Origin of the sequence: Legionella antarctica (assembly GCF_011764505.1) — a bacterium.
Lineage (GTDB): Bacteria > Pseudomonadota > Gammaproteobacteria > Legionellales > Legionellaceae > Legionella > Legionella antarctica.
In genome coordinates this window covers 962,057-981,178 of record NZ_AP022839.1, presented here as the reverse complement: position 1 = coordinate 981,178, position 19,122 = coordinate 962,057, and the positions used below count along the sequence as shown (strand labels likewise).

The window sequence follows — 19,122 nt, the reverse complement described above, 5'->3', positions numbered from 1 at the left end:
GGGAAAGAGCCAAAAAAGAGGGGTTTGCTACTACTTTATGTGACCTAAGGAAACATAAAATCTTTGATGTCGTTCTTGGACGTAGTGAACAGGACTTATCAGCCTACTTAAATCAATTGCCCGGCAAAGAAAAAGTTAAGGTCATTTGTATGGATTTAAGCAGTACTTATCGGTCACTGGTAAAAAAGTATTTTCCTAATGCGCTTATAGTGGCCGATAGGTTTCATGTCATACGTCTAATGCAGCATCAGTGCATGATGACCTATCGAGAACTCTCTCATCAGGTCAAAAATAATCGGGGCATCCTCGCACTATTAAGAACAAGAGCAGACCGCCTCACTCCTGATAAACAAAAAAAACGGGACGCCTTCTTGGCCCAAAATCCAGCCATAGACGCTATTTATCAATTTCAACAGCAACTTCATCAACTTTTAATGAACAAGGCTTTAAATCAAAACAAGTGTCGTGAAGTGATACCTATCTTTCTGGAGATGCTTAATGATTTAAAACAAAGTCCTTTTAAAGCTTTGGCTGCTCTAGGTAAAACGTTGACTACTTGGAAAGATGAAGTGGCTAGAATGTGGCGATTTACTAAATCAAATGGAATAACTGAAGGCTTCCATCGAAAGATGAAACTAATACAACGAAGGGCGTATGGGTTTAGGAATTTTGAAAATTATAGAGTGCGTGTTAAGGTGCTCTGCGGATGATTAAAGCTGCCCCCTTAAATGGGAAAGAGCCATGTTATTTTATTATTAATCAATGAGTTACGTACTAATTTGAACCTTTACGAACAATTACAAAATGTGTAATTGGTGCCCAGGGCCGGAATCGAACCGGCATGGTGTTACCACCGAGGGATTTTAAGTCCCTTGCGTCTACCTGTTTCGCCACCTGGGCAGGCTGGAGGCTGAGGCCGGAATCGAACCGGCGTACACGGCTTTGCAGGCCGCTGCATGACCACTCTGCCACACAGCCTCATTTTATCTATCTTTGTTACTCTAAAAAAAAAGCGACTATGTCGTCGCTTTGATTTGGAGCGGGAAACGAGACTCGAACTCGCGACCCCAACCTTGGCAAGGTTGTGCTCTACCAACTGAGCTATTCCCGCGTCTCTACGGGGTGTGATTCTACCGAAAATAAAGAACCTGTCAACCACAAATTTAATTTTTTTTCATTAATTCTGGCCAGGCAATCGCCAGATAAATAACCATAGACCAAATAGTCAAAATTGCAGACACATAAAGTAATATAAAACCAATGCTCCCCCACCAGGAAACAACAGGGTAAAACGCAAGTAACAAAAATAACGCAATCATTTGCAGCGTTGTCTTCACTTTACCTATATAGCCTACTGTAACGCTGGCACGGCTTCCAATTTCAGCCATCCACTCACGTAAGGCAGAAATCACGATCTCTCGTCCTACAATCACTATGGCCGGAATGGTAATATAATCAATATCTTTTGCCCCGACTAACAGTAATAAACTGGTAGATACCAATAATTTATCTGCGACTGGATCAAGAAATGCTCCGAAAGGGGACATCATTTGAAGTTTACGTGCTAAATAACCATCCAGCCAATCGGTAAAACCGGCTGCAGCAAAAATTCCAGCCGCGATCAAATGCGCCCATTTAAAAGGCAAATAAAATACAATGACAAATACTGGAATAAGCACTATACGCATCAAAGTTAAGAGATTTGGCAAGCTCGTTAATGTACTCACTACTTAATCCTCCATTTAAACTTTTGGCAATCCTAAAAAGTTCGCCAACAGCTGATAATCATCAAATACTGCTAAGGCGCCAGCAGCCTTTAGTGCTGCCTCCTGCTGATGGTAGAAATCCACCCCTATAGCAGAAACACTGATATTTTTTGCCATTTCCATGTCGGTAGCTGAATCCCCAATCATCAATGTTACAGAAGAGTCTCTACCAAACTCCTCCATAATTTCTTCTAACATTTGCGGGCTGGGTTTAGGAAGTGTCTGGCCAGCGGAGCGCGTTACCTTAAATAACCCGTCAAGTCCGGTAGCCTGAAGCGCACGAAGTAAGGAGTGTTGCCCCTTATTGGTTGCAATAGCTATATCAATTTTCGCATCATGCAATTGCTCTATAAACTTTTGGGCACCGGGAATTAAACACACCTCTGCCGGTCGAGAAATCATCGCTTGATGTACCGCTTGTAATAACTCGTCATGTTGTTTACCCGATAAATCAGGGAATGTTTTACGTAATGCCTGTACCAACCCTAAATCAACGTATTTTCTTGCTTCATAAGGATCTATCTCGCCAAAACCAAGTCTATTAGCTTCAGAGGAAACAGTATGTAGAATCAACCCTAAAGTGTCAGAAACAGTACCTTCCCAGTCAAAAACCACCAATTGATATGGATTACTCATTGCTCACGAATCTCCTTGCGCGCAATTGTTTTAGTGTATTGGCAAATCGGTCATCTACATCAGCCTGAAATAATTGTTTGGTACCATTCAACTCAAATTGAATGGCTCTTGCATGTAAATAAAGACGATTATGATGATTATCTATCCCTTCTACTTCTCCTGCAAGCGAACCGTATTTTTCATCACCAACGATAACATGACCTAAATGTGCACTATGAACACGAATTTGGTGCGTACGCCCAGTTTTGGGGCATGCCTCAACCCAACATGCCTGCTGATAATTCTCAAGAAGTTTAAAAGCGGTTTCAGAGGCTTTACCATCATCTTTAATTGAAACCACTCTCTCGCCCGATTTCAATATATTTTTTTCAAGGGCGGCATTAACAGTCACTTTCTTTTTACCTTCCCATGGGTGAGTTAATAAAGCCCAATAAGTTTTCTGGACTTCGCGCGCTTCTAATAAAGCTTGAATCGCTCTTAAAGTGCTTCTTTTTTTAGCCAACAAAAGACACCCTGAGGTATCTTTGTCTAATCGATGAACCAATTCCAAATATGCCAAGTCCTGTCTGGTTTTTCTCAATGCCTCGATAACTCCAAGACTTAGTCCACTCCCGCCGTGTACGGCAATACCTGCAGGTTTATTAATAACCAAAAGGCACGGATCTTCAAAAATAATACATTCTTTAAGCCGTTTTGCCAAAGCATCTCCAACAAAAATTTCTTTTGAATCAGAAATACGGGTTGGAGGAATACGAATTATATCCCCCTGGTGCAAGCGAGAACTTGGTTGCGATCTTTTTTTATTAATTCGAACCTCGCCACCTCTTATAATTCTATAAATATGACTTTTAGGAACGCCTTTTAAAATACGAATAAGGTAATTATCTAAACGCTGTCCCTCTTCCTCTATACCGACCTCTTTATAGCTTACTTCACTCATTGTCAATAAACCTGTTTGCTGAGCGTGAATTTTTTGATATGATTATATATCGCATGGGAATAGTCCCTATGCGACCGAATTATAACGCATAAACAAAGAAAAAGTTTAATAGTCGACTAATTATCGACAAAAGATTTGTTGTTAATTAGTTAAAATTAATCATTTTCCTTAAATATTTTATTAAATATCAAATAAAATATGAACAGGATAAAAATAATTTCAACTAAATTGATAATAAATAAAACCAAAGTAGCAACTACCCAAGCAAAGGCAAAAGGCTTGAATTTATAATGCAACTTGAATAAGAAATTGAAAATCAAGACTGTTACCTTATTCAAGATGGGTGGGTAGATGCTTAAAGAAAAACCAGACGCGCTTCCATTTAAGTTGAAGATATAAGGACGCGACCCAACACCAGAGCTAAATTGATAATTTTTTCAACAGATACCTACGCATGTGAGACATGCTTTTTACCGATTACGAATTATTTCAGGGCTTTCGCACGCCTTATTAACAGGCTTTATTTTTCATCCCACCTAATCCGTAAACGGTACATTTCCCAGTATGCACCTTTGAATCTCCAAGGAGCATGCGTATGGTCTGTCCACAAGGTCATGGGTCAGCTTAAAGATTACCTTTCTTCTTGTTCAAAAAGAGTGTTTTTTAAACACCAAATTGAGCTATTAGAGAGAGGATTGCTGCCATTTCGCAAGAACGAATACCAAACCGTTAATTTTCCCGCACCATAAGCGCCAGGAAGATTAACGATTGATGTCAGTCATGTAGAAGTGGTGTCATTCCCTGTATTGAGCCTTACACTATCTCAACTTAAATGCCAGCGCCCTAAATTATGGGGTTACAGATGGAAAAAATGTTGATCAATGCAATGCAGACTGAAGAAATTCGTGTTGCGCTAATTAAAAACAATCATTTATTTGATCTGGATATTGAATGTCCAGGAGAAGTTAAGAAAAAAGGTAATATTTATAAAGCAGTAGTCACCAGACGAGAACCCAGTCTTGATGCCGTTTTTGTTGAATATGGTTCCAAGCGGCAAGGCTTCTTACCCCTTAAAGAAATTGCGCCTGAATATCTAAGCAGAAATCCAGACGATTTTGGTGATGACAAACCACCCATTACCTCATTAATTCGTGAAGGCCAGGATTTATTAATTCAGGTAGACAAAGAAGAACGAGGCAACAAAGGCGCGGCACTAACCACTTTTATAACACTTGCAGGCTGTTATTTGGTTCTGATGCCTAATAATCCCCGCTCTGGTGGGATATCCCGCCGCATAGAGGGCGAGGAACGGGACGAGTTACGTGAAACTTTAAATGCATTAACATTGCCAGAGGATATGGGTTTAATTATCCGCACGGCTGGCGTAGGAAAAAGTCAGGAAGAGTTGCAGGACGATTTGAATATGTTGTGCAACCAATGGCAATCAATCAAACAGGCATACAATTCAGAGCTAGCTCCCAGCCTGATTCATCAAGAGGGTGATGTCATTATCCGTTCTATTCGGGATAATTTACGTAAATCCATTAGTGAAATTATTATAGATGATCAGATTTCTTACATCAAAGCCAAACAATACATTGAGCGAGTAAAACCTGAGTTTCTGCCTAACCTGAAATTATATAACAGCAGCGTTCCTTTGTTTAATTTCTATCTAATCGAAAGTCAGATTGAAACTGCATACCAGCGTCAGGTTATGTTGCCATCTGGTGGTGCACTTGTTATAGACAGAACAGAAGCCCTAGTTTCAATTGATATTAACTCGGCTAAAGCAACAGGCGGAGCAGATATTGAAGCAACCGCTTTAAACACCAATCTCGAAGCAGCGGATGAGATTGCACGTCAATTACGGCTACGTGATTTAGGTGGCCTGGTGGTTATTGATTTCATTGATATGAGCTCAAGCAAAAACCAACGTGACGTTGAAAATCGTTTGAAAGAAGCATTACAAGCGGATAGAGCCAGAATACAAGTAGGTCGTATTTCTCGGTTTGGCCTCTTGGAAATGTCTCGCCAACGACTGAGATTATCCCTTGGTGAAACGGCTCAGGAAATTTGTCCTCGCTGTGAAGGACGTGGTACGGTTCGTAATATTCAGTCGCATGGTCTATCTATTACCCGCCTTATTGAAGAAGAAGCACTAAAAGAAAAAACTGCTGAAATACAAGTGCAGCTTCCACCGGAAATGGCAACATTCGTTATGAATGAAAAGCGTGATTTCATTAGAGATATTGAAAAAAGGCACAGTGTAAGTGTAGTCATTGTAGCCAATCCTTACCTGCAATCACCTCAGTACTCCATCACCCGCTTAAAAGAAGATAACGTAGGTAAATCCAAAAAGCCCAGTTATACTTTAATTCAACAACCTGAACTACTCGTAACGAGTACCGATCAACATCCGGCGATCCATGACGAGCCAGCCGTTAAAGCTTTTTCTGACCACCCCACCCGAAAACACCCGTCCAGTAGTTTTATCAAGCGCTTATGGACCAGCTTGTTTGGTGGACATACTGAGTCATCCAGTACGGCAATTCAGGAACAGGCTAAAAAGAATCAACCTCGTTCACCCAGTCATTCAAAACCAGTGGCTCGAGGTCCAGGTGACAGACGACCACAAAACAATCCTAATCGCAGACGTCGTCCAGGTGGTTCTCAACAACAACGTACTAATGTGGCTAGCGGTGGAAATACAAATCCTAATGTTAATCCAAACCAACAACGCAGAAGACCTAATCCAAATCAACAGAATCAGGGTGGACAACAAGGTAATCGATCTGCTACTGCCAAAAATGAGGCTAATAAAAAAAGGGAACCTTCATTAGCTAAAGAGCAAGCCGAGAAGTAAGTCATATTTATTATTTAAGGTTGAGTTTGTCTCAACCTTGAATAATGCTTTCCCTTATCTCGATCCTTAGCGAGGAATCTAATGTCTTTTTTGTTGGGTCAAAATGCCCCATAGCCGTCAAGGTAAGAAACCTTTGCTTGATCCATATGAGGCCTTTAAGGATCAAAAGAAATACACATGAGCCATTCGGGCTGAGGAGGCGTTTACGCCGTCTCGACACCTCTGCGCCAAGCCCAGAAAGGCTTCGAGACAGCGCTAAAGCGCTTCCTCAGCCCGAACGGATCGAGGATAGACATGGCTAAAACTCCTTAGCTTGACGGATTTGGGTCAAAATGACCCAACCTATTTGCCGCCTCACTACCATACCGCACATTTATTTACTGTATTAGATGCAAGGATCTGCTGTCAAACCCTGCCTTGATGGAACATCTGGCACTGTTTTTGGTGCATAGATACCATTGAGAGCCAATAATTCAGCTACATGCTCTTTCGGCTTTAATTGTTCGGAACTAAGTTTGTTATCCAGTTCTTCCAGACGAGCAACCAGAGTTTCTTGTCTTTTTAACAGTTCATTATAACGCGAATTAGCAAATTTAAACTCTTCCTTTCCAAATGAAAGCTCCCGTTCAGCATCACCTAAACGATCAGCTACAAATTCATAGCCACTCTCTTTCTCACCAATAAAGTGCTCCAGTTTATTTTGAAAAGCCTCTCGTTGCTTTTTATCATCAATTACTGATCCTGATAAAGCGGTTATAGTTCGTTCTAAAGTTGCTGCTAATTTTTTTGCTTTATCAACTTCCTTTCCCATTGAAACTCGTACTGAAGTTAACTCGCCTATTTTTTCAGATAATTGCTTTTGACTTCGATTATATGCTTTGGAAACTCGTGCTAACTCTTCTTGATTTTGTCTTAAGAGTTCAGATTGGTTGGTGACTGATTTGTTGAGGTTTTCTGCAGTTCTTTCAAGATTCTCTTTAGTGCCTCGCAACAATTTTTCTGTTTCAATATAAAGCTCTACCTGGGAGCTCAATGACTCAATCTGATCACCTAAATCGGTTACGTGTGTCGCAAGTTTTAAATTTTCTTGTTTAAATTTTTCAATTTCTTCTGCTAATTTTTCACTTATACGGTCCAATGCTTTAATTGTCAGCTCAAGAACATCTGCCAAACTAATAATTCCTGCTTTTAAACGTTCAGCAATATTAACATTACAGTGATGATGATCATCAAGAACAATACCCGTGGCAGTATAAGCCACTACAGTTACACCACCAATAACGAGAAGTGCACCAATTTCGGCAAATATCCCCATAGCCAAAGTGGGCACTGATATTCCGACACCGATTGCAATTTTTTGCCATAAAGGAAATTCACCATAATAAGTGGCTACCCGATTAAATATACTTGGATTTTGAGCCATAGTATCAATTATAGTTCCCAGGCTTGCCTTGACTTGAGAAATTTGTTGCTTTGTCTCAACAATTTTTTCCAGACTGGTTGTTTCCGGAGCCTCAGATTCACTAATTTCGGCCTCTATTTTTTTTGCATTTTCCTGCTTCTCTGCTACGGTACTAATTGATGATTCTGATCTTGTGGATTTATCTAATAAGCTTTGAAGTTCATATTCTGCATTAGACATTTTGGCTCCTTGCAATTAAAAATCTTCCGTTACCTATTATTTTTAATCATAAAACTTGAATAAAACAAGAACTAATTGCTTTTTATTCAAATTAAAATGACTTCAGGAATAGATGTTTCTATACACAATTACCAAATAAAAATTAGTACAATATTTTAACTTATTGAAAAGGTTAACTATTTCATTAGCCGCCAACGTACACAACTTTCTAAAGAATCCCGTTAAGGATTTGATGTTGTCGTTTATAAAAATATGAAAAAATAATGTCTATCCTATTAAAAATTGATACAATCCCGGAAATAAAATCCGTAATAAACAAGGATTTCTGCAGACTACATACGCAATTAATTCCATTATTTAATAAACTATAAAATAGGACATTTATCCCTATGACATTCACCATTGGCCAACGCTGGATAAGCAACACTGAATCACAACTCGGCTTGGGAATTATTACCGATTTACAGGGCAGACAAGTAGGTATTAGCTTCCCTGCAGCAGGCGAAGAACGTATTTATGCTATCGATAATGCTCCTCTAAGCCGTATTATTTATAAAGAAGGTGAAGAAATAATCACCAACGATCAAAACAAAATAACCGTTACTCATGTAACGGAACACCAAGGACTGGTGCTCTATACAGGTACTGATGAAACAGGGAATGAATCGCAGGTAAAAGAGTTGGCTCTCAATTGTTTTATCAAACTAAGCACCCCGGAGCAAAGACTCTTTAGCGGCTTGTTGGATAAGTTAAATTCCTTTAAATTAAGAATTGAAACACTAAATCATACCAGCAGATTACAACTATCACCTGTAAGAGGTTTATTGGGTTCCAGAACAAGTCATCTCCCTCACCAGGTTTATATAGCCAGTGAAGTAGCGCAACGTTATGCTCCTCGTGTTTTGCTTGCTGATGAAGTGGGACTAGGTAAGACTATAGAGGCAGGGATGATTTTGCATTATCAATTGCACACAGGACGAGCCAATCGAATACTTATCGTTGTCCCTGATACCTTAATTCATCAGTGGCTTGTAGAAATGATTAGGCGGTTTAATTTATATTTCTCGATTTTTGATCAAAGTCGGTATGATGCCATCCACGGTACCAAGGCTGAGTATGATGACGATGAGGAAAATAGTGAACTCGTTGAAACCAGAAGCGAAGAGAATCTTTTCGACACTGAGCAACTTGTTTTATGTAGTCTGGATTTTCTAATGGCAAATGAAAATGCGCGTCTACAAGCTACAGCAAGCAGCTGGGATATTCTTGTTGTTGATGAAGCGCATCATCTACATTGGTCAGAGAAGAACAAAAGTCCTGAATACAGCTGTATTGAACAATTAGCAGAGCAAAGTAAAGGGCTGTTACTGCTCACAGCCACTCCCGAACAAGTAGGTATTCAAAGTCATTTTGCCCGTCTGCGTCTTCTTGATCCATCACGCTTTTATGATTTTTCTGTTTTTAAAAAAGAGGAAGAGCATTATCGGGAAATCAACAAGGTAGTGCAAAAATTAGTTGAATACCGCAATGAAACACAAACAGACGAATTAAACAGCGAACTAAGATCCGAATTAAGCCCCTATCTTGGGGATCAAACTGCTTCCAATATCAATGAGACTATCAGAATTTTGCTTGATAGGCATGGAACAGGGCGCGTACTCTTTCGCAATACCCGTAGCGCCATTCAGGGATTTCCGGACCGACACGTTCAATTCTACCCCTTACCAAAAACGACAATTTACTCCTCACCAAGTGAACAATCCGGAGTAATTAACCTTTTTCCAGAAGCTGCTTTGGATATAACATGGATAGAGAATGACCCTCGGGTGGAATGGCTTGTCAATCAATTACATCATCTTTTCCCGAAAAAGGTTCTGGTTATTTGTGCAAAAGCCAAAACAGCCATTGCACTGGAACAGTACTTAAAGGTAAAAAAAGCGTTTCGCAGCACTGCTTTCCACGAGGGATTAACTATTGTCGATCGTGATCGAGCTGCAGCTTATTTTGCAGAAGAAGAAAATGGAGCACAAACTCTAGTATGTTCTGAAATAGGAAGCGAGGGAAGAAACTTTCAATTTTCCCATCATCTTGTTTTATTTGATTTACCATTAAATCCGGATTTGCTTGAACAACGCATAGGTCGACTGGACCGTATAGGCCAGCGACATACTATCGAAATTCATGTTCCCTACTTACTAGATACGGCTCAAGAGTTGTTACTGCGTTGGTATCATGAAGGCATTAATTTATTTGAAAAAAGTTGCTCCGTTGGCTTTTCTATTTTTGAAGCTTTCGAAGACCGGCTTCTACCTCTTCTTGAAAAAGCCATGGACGAAGAAACAGGTCAAGCAGCCCTTGATGCCCTTATTGATGATACTAAAGCCTATACTGAACATATAAGCCAGGAACTACAGGCTGGACGTGATAAATTGCTAGAAATGAACTCCTGTGATCTACCCAAAGCAAAAGAACTTATTGCTGCCATAGAAGCAGAAGAAAATTGCTTGGAGCTGGAAAATTACATGACTAAAGTCTTTCATGAATACGCTATAGAACATGAATATCACTCTGAATATGCAGAGGTCTTGCGCCCAACTGAGCATATGAAAACAAGCCATTTCCCTGGATTAAAACAAGATGGCATGACAGTGACTTATTCTCGAACCAAAGCTTTAGTTCGAGAAGATATGGAGTTCTTAAGTTGGGAGCACCCAATGGTTAGTGAGTCTATGGAAATGATTCTTGACTCAGAAGTAGGGAATGCTACCTTAGCCACAATTTCTGTTAAAACTATTATGCCAGGAACTTTATTTCTGGAGACCTTTTACACCGTAAATTGTGCAGCTCCCAAAGAGCTCCAACTCGATCGATTCTTACCGCTGACCCCAATCAGGATTCTGATGGATGTTACAGGTAAAAATCTTTCAAAAATACTAAGCTATACACAACTTAATGAAATGTGTGAGCCAGTTAAGCGTCATTTAGGCTACCCGATTGTAAAGCAGGTACATCATGATCTTGAGAAGATATTAGATAAAAGTAATGAAACTGCTGAGGAACAGATGCGAGAAATGATTCATCGTGCCCACTCCGAGATGAAAGGAAGTATCAGTCATGAGGTGAGACGACTGGAGGGTTTACAAAAAGTTAATCCGGCTATTCGTGAAGAAGAAATTATGTTCCTCAAAAAGCAAATTGTCGATAGTGAACACTACCTAAATAGTGCAACATTAAAACTTCAGGCAATACGTGTGGTTATTAATAAATGATTTTGCTTCATAACCGTCATACGCTCCCTGCCGCGACTTGTTCGAGACATCCACAAATTTAGTACAAAAGAACAGCCATCTTGTTCACAAAGACTCTAAATGGATTCTGCGAACCAGTTGCCGACGTTGTCAGGCGAATTGTCAACTGCCCCTAATAAGCATCACGTTTTTTAAACTGCATACCTTGAAATGAGAAAACTGCAAAAAAATCCTCTATACTAGAAAAAGCTTCTGGAGAAAGAAATACTTATTTTTACCGCCTTAGCAAGCTCTCTTGAATGGAGTACGGACATGGACAGTAAAGAAGATTATTTAGCCAAAAATCGCAGTCATGATTGAACCTGGCGATATCGCCTATTTTCCTGAAAATATCAAGCATGGTATCCGAAATGCAGGTAAACATCATGAAGATTTTATTCTGGTCAGCTCTATTACCCCACCTCTCGTCAGCTTATATATTGACTCTGGCTTTTATATTGAAGAACTGGGGAAAATGGATTTTGATGCAGCTGAGGCAGCAAAAAAAATGAGTGTTCCCGGTAAACTCTCTAAGGTAAATCAACTTCGTTATCGTGAAACCCATCCAGAACTTCGTGCCTGGAATTTAAAAGCAAAAGATATCAGAAAAAAGGGTGGACTATTTAACATGTTTAAAGGGGCGGAATTTAATGCCAATGGCAGTCCCATGCGCTTTATTTTATGGCCAGGCCACGGAGCACGCCAATGTGGTTTTCATCTAACCCGCTGCGCAACAGGTGATTTGTTTGCAGCCCATACACATCCTGTTTCTGATGAATGTGTCATTGTCTGGTCTGGTGCTGCACGTGGATTTCTAAATGATCACTGGTTTGAAATGGGAGTACACGAATGTTTGCTGGCTCCTTGCGGCGTTCCTCATGGCGGGCCTCTAAACATACAAACAAAAACTGCAGATAGCTGCCACCAGTCAAAAGACACCCTTTGGGGCGGATTCGCATCCCCTCCACAAGGTGATCTCTATTTGCGTGCAGGTTATATCCAAAACCAGGAATTTCAAGATCCAATTGCCGTTCGATTTAACGATATTGAACCGATAGGTTGATCTGCGTCTATTGGCTGGAAATAAATAACAGATTAAATTTTAAATGACCTCTCTCACTGCGCTAGAACCACAATGATGAGGGTTCGTAAACTGGTGCATACCTTGTACCCATCAATATAGACTCCAGCTCTTGCAACGAAGAAACATCACCACCATACCTGTGCGCGTACTGGATGCCCATAAAAGTGAGTTTAAGCTAAAATAGCATGTTAATCAGGCATTAATGTATATTTTTATTTCATATTAATATATTTCTATCCATTAATTGCAAATACTATTGGGATTTTCATTCAAATGAATGACAGCGTTTACATCAAAGTAAGTCATAGTTGAGTCAACAATTAAGTGACTCGAGAGAACTTACTCCCCTACATCAAGTCCCAGCATTCGGGACTCATTGCAATGTGCCTCTGACGGATGCAGGACCTGGGTTAAACTGTGGGAGCACCATCTTATCGCCGTAATTGCGGCTAATGGATTAGCACCTTTCAGTGCAGCCCAATTCGCATGCTCCAGGAGTAAACTGGCCGCATAAGTTTGAGCCATGCTAAATGCTAAACGGCGCGCAGCGACCTGTTGGCTCTCCTCGCTCATGGTCGACATCGAATTCATATACTCTTTAAGGTTCGCTACAGCACTCAGGGTTCTTTCTTTAGATGAGGCAAGCTCTTGCAGGTCAATACCAACCATCCGATCCACAATATCCTGCAAGAGAGGTTCTCCTGCGTTTTCTTTTCGGATAGCCCTTAATACATCAAGACTCAGGATGTTAGTCGTTCCCTCCCAAATGGATAAAACCTGAGCGTCACGAAGTAATTGGGGAAGACCGGTGTCTTCGACATAACCTGCCCCACCAAAGGCCTCCAATGCTTCACTCACCACGGCAATGGCTTGCTTTGCAGTATACAGCTTAGCCAATGGGGTTAAAATCCTTAATACGGCCGACTCCGATCCGCTTGCTTGGCCAAGCTCTGATGTGGTCAAGCAAATTGATACACACCAGTTAAGCGACTTTTTTTAATTGTATTATTTGCTCATTTTCAAACTGATTTGGACTTTTATATCCAAGGAATGAATGTAAGCGGTTACTGTTATAAAACATTGTAATATAATTCAGGATGTCTTGTTGTGCCTCAAAGCGAGTTTGGTAATTGCGCCATTGGACTCGCTCTTGTTTTAACCTCCCGAAAAAGCTTTCAGCAACAGCATTATCCCAGCAGTTACCTTTACGACTCATACTACCGATGCAACCATAAGTAGTTAATAGCATGCGATAAGCATTACTCGCATATTGAACGCCTCGATCGGAATGGGTTATTACTCCAGTATTGGGTTTGCGTTGCCAAAGCGCCATTTTAAGGGCGTCACAAGCCAGGCTTGCCTTCATCCGCGAACTCATACTCCAACCGATAACTTTTCTTGAAAACAAGTCGATAACAACAGCTAAATACAACCAACCCTCTTGTGTCCAAATATAGGTAATATCGGAGGCGTAAGCTTGATTAGGCTTTTCTACAATAAACTGTCTATTAAGTACATTTTCAAATATAGGCTGCTTATGCTTGCTGTTTGTTGTTACCCTATATTTCTTTCTGTAACGTGCGTGTATTCCTGCTTCCTTCATTAGATTTCGGGCTTTATTTCTCCCAACAGGATAACCTAATGCATTTAATGCTTTTTTCATTCGACGGCTTCCATAAGTATAATGGCTTGATTCTGCTAATTTTTTAACCCAATCAAGCATCTCCACATGCAATGGATCTGGTGGTTTATTACATTTAAGATAATTGTAAAAACCACTTCTTGTAACACCCAGCAATTGACACATCACGTCAATTGGCCAGGCCTTCTTATTCTGGGCAATAAATGAATATTTCACTTCATTTCTTTTGCAAAGAAGGCCGTCGCCTTTTTTAATATTTCTTTTTCCATTGTTACGCGTCTTAATTCTTCTCGTAAACGACGTATCTCTAGTTGTTCGTCAGTTAATTTACCATTACCTCTAAATGCTTGCCCTTCCTCTTTGGAGTGTTCTTTGATCCACCGGCTTATCAACCTGGAATCAATGCCCAGACTTTGTGCAGCTTCTGATTGCGTATAATTCTGCTCCAAAACAAGACTAATAGCGTCTAGTTTAAATTCTTTAGTATATTTCGTTGCACCCATTTTATTACCTCCAGTTAAGATGATTATCTCTTATCTGGAGTGTACAAATCCATTAGACCACATCACTCCTCTTTTCCCAAAAGCTCAATGGCGTGAAATACTAAATGAAAAGCAGCCTCAAATTCAACTTGAAGTGCTGATAGCGTTTCAAGATGCAACCCATGTTCTGAAAGAGGACGACCAAAAGCAATACGCTTACTGGCATAATCACGGGCAAGAGCAATAGCTCGTCGCATATATCCAACAGCACAGCAGGCATTGTAAATTCGCGTAATATTAAACAAGGAGGAGATTTTCTTTACACCATTGCCCGGTCTTCCAACCATTGTGGCGAATGCACCATCTAGTGTCAGCTCTGCGGTAGGAAGAGCGCGGGTGCCCAGTTTATCTTTCAGGCGATTGATACGGATACCATTAAGATTGCCTTCTTGATCTCGAAGTTTCAAATAAAAAAGACTAAGTCCCCTACTTCCCTCGGGAGCTCCTTCAATACGAGCAAGCGTCATAGCCATCTGAGAAGTCGTTGCTGAAGTGAACCACTTGACACCATAAAGGCGAAATTGAGAACCATCAGGTTTAGCTATAGTGGAGGTGTTACTCACATCAGAACCACCGGTGCGCTCTGTCATCCATTGACCGGAGGTCCAAAACTGACTTGGATCGGATGAAATCAAATGGAGCAACGCGTTTTTCTTGAGATATTCATCTCCAAAAAGCTCCAGTGCTCGTGCTGCTCCATCAGTCATGGCAAGAGGACAGGTGTAAATCGCTGAAGAAGGGTGAAAGAGATATAATTTAGCAAATTGATGAATACGTGATAAAGCACCGTGTTTGCGTTCATAGCCAATAGCGACCAATTTTTCTTCTGCTGCAATTTTATCAAGATCCTTCCATGCCTGGGACACTTCAATTAAATCTATCCTTCTACCCCAGGGATCATAAGGAATATGCCGAGGAGGTTCGGCTTCAGCAGCCCGACCTAAATGGTAGATATCGCTAATCGCTCTTTGTCCCATCCGCTGCAACTCGGGTACAATCTCTGCGAGAACATTGGGAGGAAGCTTCCATTCAAGATAAGACTTAAGAACCCGGTCTTCATCATACTGATTGCCAAGTTCAGGCGGTAGTTGAAAAAATTCAGTCATTCAGGATTACCTTATCTGTCTTGTTCATCTCGTCTTGTTCTGTTCTACAATATCAACTCTGATTTACAAGTCAAGAAAGTGGGGCAAGATAACCAAGGCTCCCTGAGATCACCCTTCAAATCTATTGTTCTATTTTGAAGCTAATGTTACAGGAATGAACAGTACAGTCAGTTTATGCTGCTAACGTTGCATTTGATTGGATTTTAAGATGTTGATACAAAATATAAAGGATAAACTATTTACTGAGATAACGACATTATAAAAAAGTCAGGCTTGCAGACACAACTGCAAACCTCAAAGTGAAGTAACATCACGAATTATTAGCTAGTGTGGCTTCGAGTTGTTCTTCCTCTTCTTCATTTTGCATTAAAGACGTTACTCCGCCACCAATTAAGTCAACCAAGTTAATGAACGGACTGGCTATTACACCAACAAACAGGATCAATGCACCAATTAAGGCATCGCGCGCATCAACGATATTTTCTTTAGCGGCAATGAAATCTAAGGTTATTAAATTTGCAATGCTTTTTAAAAACTCAAATCCTGCTACTAAAGCATAATATGCCGTTCCAACTGTGAAAAATAAAGAGTCAGTACCAATTGAAGTCGTTCTAAAAAACACATCTGATGGAGATTTATAAGGCTTAAAAAAAACAGGGCGAAGTGGTTCATTATCAGACCATGTCAAAGTTGCTCTTAGGGATGTACCCATTATAATATGTTTAAGTTTCACGCGTTATCCTGATGTAGAAATGTATGACGTATAATTATACAATATTTTCGCCTGTAATGATACTTTTTATTCACACAATGTACGTTTTTCGCGCATCTTCTCTGGGTGTTTTCGGGAACTTAGTCTGAGCAGCTGTGTACAAATTGATGTCCAGGAAAGCCAAAATAAGATAATAAGCTATAATTAATTCATAATCAGCTGACTTGGAGCATGGAATTTAAATGAAAGAATACACCTATAGGGAATTTAAAATAAACTATGATATAAAACCTGAGAAAAATTATCTTAATTTATACAAAGCTTATGGTTATGCGGAGTGTCTTAGAAATAAACAATCCAATAATCCAAAAATAAATTTTGCTACTGAGTTTCCTACCATGGATGGTGCACAGGAGGAAATAAAAAAAATAATCAAAGATTATATAGATTTTGAATGGGATCAATTTTACAAAATTAAAGATGAGTTTCCAAAGCAAAATTAATATTTTTGTAACGCCCCACCCCCACGACCATTAGGTTAAGTTTTTTTGTTCAAATTTTCCTCGCTCCGTTCGGTCTGAGGAGGCGTTTACGCCGTCTCAGCCCGAACGGAGCGAGATGAAATCCTTGACCTAGTCAGCCCCAGCCCATCCTGTGAGATGGTAAAGTTAGCTGATCCTGGCTGCTACTTACAATCCTGTTGCAATAGGATTGATTCCAATATTAGGATTCACCCCACAATCATCAAGCAGCTTAAGTAAATTATTACCCTTGCGTGTCAATCGTTTAATACAATATTCATCCAGATAACTTTTTAAAACATAATAATACTCAGGCAAAATCATAATACTCAGTATTTTTTCTGCTCGTTCCAAATGCAGGGCAATCCCATGATCACAGGCTTGAAACAAAACAGCACCAAGCATGGCGACAATGCTTGCTTTGCGCTCAGGGCTAGCAATATAGAAGCGCTGAATGCTCTCATCCAATGCTCTGTCTTTATCCCATTCGACCCATTCATCATGAATGTGCATTGCACCATCAGGGTTAAAATTATCAACATTACTTAATTCTTGCATGGCATAAGCAACTGGAACTACAGCCTGAACGTTAGCCCAGGAGCAATTACCACTAATCTGTGGGCTAATAGGTAACTGGGCTATAGGCAATAAACCTAATTGTTGGTTAATCACATGATGGAAATAGCGTCTGTTTTGTTTTTTATAAAGAAAATCCTGGATGAATTGAGTGGTCAGGGCTTCGGGCCTTGTTATCCTGTAAATATTGGCGCTGCCTTCCTTTAAACTGTTTTCACCTCTGTCAATTTTCGCCCACCACTGATGAAAACGTACAAAACCAAGGGCATGTCCGCGACTGGCTGCGGGAAGAATTAACATGGGTGATTTTAGTAAATCACCAATACGTTTAATGTGTATCTCATTAAGTCTGGGCTGATGTTGGTATTGCAAGAGTTCAGCAGCATCTGTAAATGCATCCATAATGTTATGGATGAAGGGAAAATAGTCTCTTAGGTGACGAGTAGAATAACTACTGATGAAACGACGTAAGGAGTCTTTAACTACAGCAACTGTAAACTCTAAAATAAATCCTTCATAGTCTAACTCAATAAATTCACCTTTGGCATTGACGATATCCACATCACCCTGAAGCTCAAATCGATGCCCTAAAAGTTTGGCATTAATAAAATCCTGAGCAAAATCAAGTTTCGCACCAAATTGATAGAGCAAATGTTTTAAAGAGTCTTGTCCTCGCAGTACAGGATAGACTAATACCGCAAGCCCATTTCGGGTGTATGCATTAGCATCAGCCCCATGAGTTAGCAACAAGCGGGCCATCTCCAAATCATTATTATCTACAGCCCAATGCAGCGGAGTACGGCCGGTGACGTCAGGTTTGTTCACATCCACTTTATGATTAATTAACTGTTCAGCAATCTTGACCTGACGGGTTATGGCGCATTCAATTAATGGAGTAAAGCCGTACTCATCAATATCATCCAGAGAATCCCCTTCACGTAAGTAGGCTTCAAACTCAGGCATTCGATGGCTGATAATATCACTCGCAATAGTCATTTATGGCCCCCTGGGAGTAGGGGCGGAGGTGAATTTAGGCATATTGCCCAGACGTAATTGTTTTTCTTTTTCCTGTTCTCTTTTCTCATTATCAAATTCACGTCGCGCTTCGGTATTTAATGGAGGCTCGGGATTCAAATTAGGATCTATTCCGTCAAAGCGCTGACTATCCAATTCAGGATGTTGCAAAATAGTATTTTGCAACTCTCCCTCTGGACTGCTTTTTAATTCTTCATCGGAATGTTCTCGCGCTTTAACTGGTGCTAATTGTCGCTCACCCTGTTGTTCTGCAAGTCGTCTTTTTCGTTCCATGGACTTGGTTTCAGCCACTAAAAAAGAACTTTCGCGGTTTTTAGGCGGCAATCGTCCAGGCAATTCAGCTTGAGATACTTTTTTCAATAATACATATACTGCCCCAAGCCCACCATCGTCAGCCTGAGCACTATGAAAAGCCAACACTTCATCAAATTGGGGCAACCATTGATTCAGGAGGTTTTTTATTAAGGGTGGTGCACCATGACTGCTTTCTTTTCCGTGAATAATCAGCAAACATCGCTCATGACTTTGTGCTTGCTTTTGGACAAACTGAGATAAGGTTTCTCGAGCAGCTTCGGTTTTAAAGCCTTTTAAATCCAGCATTCCATCCCAGGAAATTTGGCCATTTTTAAGCGCATGAAACCTTTTCGTGGGTACTCTTGGATTGGAGTATGACAAAATAGAGTCAGAAAAAACAGGCTCGCTAATAAAATCAGATAAAGAATAATTTTTAGCCATTTTTCTCTATAATTAAACAGTTATAACTAAAGTAT

The 19,122-nt window shown here is 40.2% G+C and carries 14 protein-coding genes, 3 tRNA genes and 1 pseudogene; 5 read left to right on the top strand and 13 right to left on the bottom strand.

What is annotated here, in order from left to right:
• Positions 1 to 11: 11 nt before the first annotated feature.
• Positions 12 to 710: pseudogene (locus tag HRS36_RS04755) on the top strand (ISL3 family transposase); the annotation flags it as partial.
• A gap of 103 nt (positions 711 to 813) precedes the next feature.
• Here HRS36_RS04755 and HRS36_RS04750 read toward each other — a convergent pair.
• From HRS36_RS04750 to HRS36_RS04725, 6 genes are all read right to left on the bottom strand, one after another.
• Positions 814 to 900, bottom strand: a tRNA-Leu gene (locus tag HRS36_RS04750).
• Positions 901 to 904: 4 nt separating this feature from the next.
• Positions 905 to 978 (bottom strand) — tRNA-Cys (locus tag HRS36_RS04745).
• 57 nt (positions 979 to 1,035) lie between these two features.
• Positions 1,036 to 1,111 (bottom strand) — tRNA-Gly (locus HRS36_RS04740).
• 52 nt (positions 1,112 to 1,163) lie between these two features.
• Complete coding sequence (gene pgsA / locus HRS36_RS04735; protein WP_173236437.1) at positions 1,164 to 1,727, bottom strand: CDP-diacylglycerol--glycerol-3-phosphate 3-phosphatidyltransferase; 564 nt, start codon at positions 1,725 to 1,727, stop codon at positions 1,164 to 1,166.
• A 15-nt stretch (positions 1,728 to 1,742) separates the two neighbouring features.
• Positions 1,743 to 2,402 (bottom strand): HAD-IA family hydrolase, encoded by a 660-nt coding sequence (locus HRS36_RS04730; RefSeq protein WP_173236436.1) that lies wholly within the window; start codon positions 2,400 to 2,402, stop codon positions 1,743 to 1,745.
• The gene (locus HRS36_RS04725) at positions 2,395 to 3,342 is read right to left on the bottom strand and encodes an RluA family pseudouridine synthase (protein ID WP_173236435.1); all 948 of its coding nucleotides are present in this window, start codon (positions 3,340 to 3,342) and stop codon (positions 2,395 to 2,397) included. The genes HRS36_RS04730 and HRS36_RS04725 overlap by 8 nt, the downstream gene beginning before the upstream one ends.
• An 862-nt stretch (positions 3,343 to 4,204) precedes the next feature.
• Here HRS36_RS04725 and HRS36_RS04720 point away from each other — a divergent pair.
• A complete protein-coding gene (locus tag HRS36_RS04720; RefSeq protein WP_173236434.1) occupies positions 4,205 to 6,205 on the top strand; it encodes an Rne/Rng family ribonuclease in 2,001 nt (666 codons plus the stop codon).
• Positions 6,206 to 6,590: 385 nt separating this feature from the next.
• On the opposite strand, the gene HRS36_RS04715 is transcribed toward HRS36_RS04720, so the two are convergent.
• Complete coding sequence (locus tag HRS36_RS04715; RefSeq protein ID WP_173236433.1) at positions 6,591 to 7,847, bottom strand: LegC2/C7 family Dot/Icm T4SS effector; 1,257 nt, start codon at positions 7,845 to 7,847, stop codon at positions 6,591 to 6,593.
• 389 nt (positions 7,848 to 8,236) lie between these two features.
• Here HRS36_RS04715 and rapA point away from each other — a divergent pair, with 389 nt between their 5' ends.
• Both rapA and HRS36_RS04705 read left to right on the top strand, forming a co-directional pair.
• Entirely contained in the window at positions 8,237 to 11,116 is a 2,880-nt protein-coding gene (gene rapA / locus HRS36_RS04710) for an RNA polymerase-associated protein RapA (RefSeq protein WP_173236432.1), read from the top strand.
• 331 nt (positions 11,117 to 11,447) lie between these two features.
• Positions 11,448 to 12,197: a cupin domain-containing protein gene (locus HRS36_RS04705; protein ID WP_197933211.1), complete on the top strand. Its 750-nt coding sequence runs from the start codon at positions 11,448 to 11,450 to the stop codon at positions 12,195 to 12,197.
• Between the two features lie 360 nt (positions 12,198 to 12,557).
• On the opposite strand, the gene HRS36_RS18605 is transcribed toward HRS36_RS04705, so the two are convergent.
• From HRS36_RS18605 to HRS36_RS04685, 4 genes are all read right to left on the bottom strand, one after another.
• On the bottom strand, positions 12,558 to 13,115 hold the full coding sequence (locus HRS36_RS18605; RefSeq protein ID WP_267313932.1) for an acyl-CoA dehydrogenase family protein: 558 nt from the start codon (positions 13,113 to 13,115) through the stop codon (positions 12,558 to 12,560).
• Between the two features lie 85 nt (positions 13,116 to 13,200).
• Positions 13,201 to 14,363 (bottom strand): IS3 family transposase gene (locus HRS36_RS04695; protein WP_226905474.1). Its coding sequence is split into 2 segments (ribosomal slippage): positions 13,201 to 14,102 and positions 14,102 to 14,363, totalling 1,164 coding nucleotides; the frame shifts between segments, so codons are not numbered across the junction.
• 62 nt (positions 14,364 to 14,425) lie between these two features.
• The gene (locus HRS36_RS04690) at positions 14,426 to 15,508 is read right to left on the bottom strand and encodes an acyl-CoA dehydrogenase family protein (RefSeq protein WP_226905575.1); all 1,083 of its coding nucleotides are present in this window, start codon (positions 15,506 to 15,508) and stop codon (positions 14,426 to 14,428) included.
• A 310-nt stretch (positions 15,509 to 15,818) separates the two neighbouring features.
• Positions 15,819 to 16,241, bottom strand: a complete 423-nt coding sequence (locus tag HRS36_RS04685; protein ID WP_173236431.1) for a hypothetical protein — start codon at positions 16,239 to 16,241, stop codon at positions 15,819 to 15,821.
• A gap of 221 nt (positions 16,242 to 16,462) precedes the next feature.
• Here HRS36_RS04685 and HRS36_RS04680 point away from each other — a divergent pair, with 221 nt between their 5' ends.
• Positions 16,463 to 16,723 (top strand): hypothetical protein, encoded by a 261-nt coding sequence (locus HRS36_RS04680; protein WP_173236430.1) that lies wholly within the window; start codon positions 16,463 to 16,465, stop codon positions 16,721 to 16,723.
• Between the two features lie 186 nt (positions 16,724 to 16,909).
• On the opposite strand, the gene ankH is transcribed toward HRS36_RS04680, so the two are convergent.
• Entirely contained in the window at positions 16,910 to 18,313 is a 1,404-nt protein-coding gene (gene ankH / locus HRS36_RS04675; RefSeq protein WP_173236429.1) for a Dot/Icm T4SS effector AnkH/LegA3, read from the bottom strand.
• Positions 18,314 to 19,087: a Smr/MutS family protein gene (locus HRS36_RS04670; RefSeq protein ID WP_173236428.1), complete on the bottom strand. Its 774-nt coding sequence runs from the start codon at positions 19,085 to 19,087 to the stop codon at positions 18,314 to 18,316.
• Positions 19,088 to 19,122 lie beyond the last annotated feature (35 nt).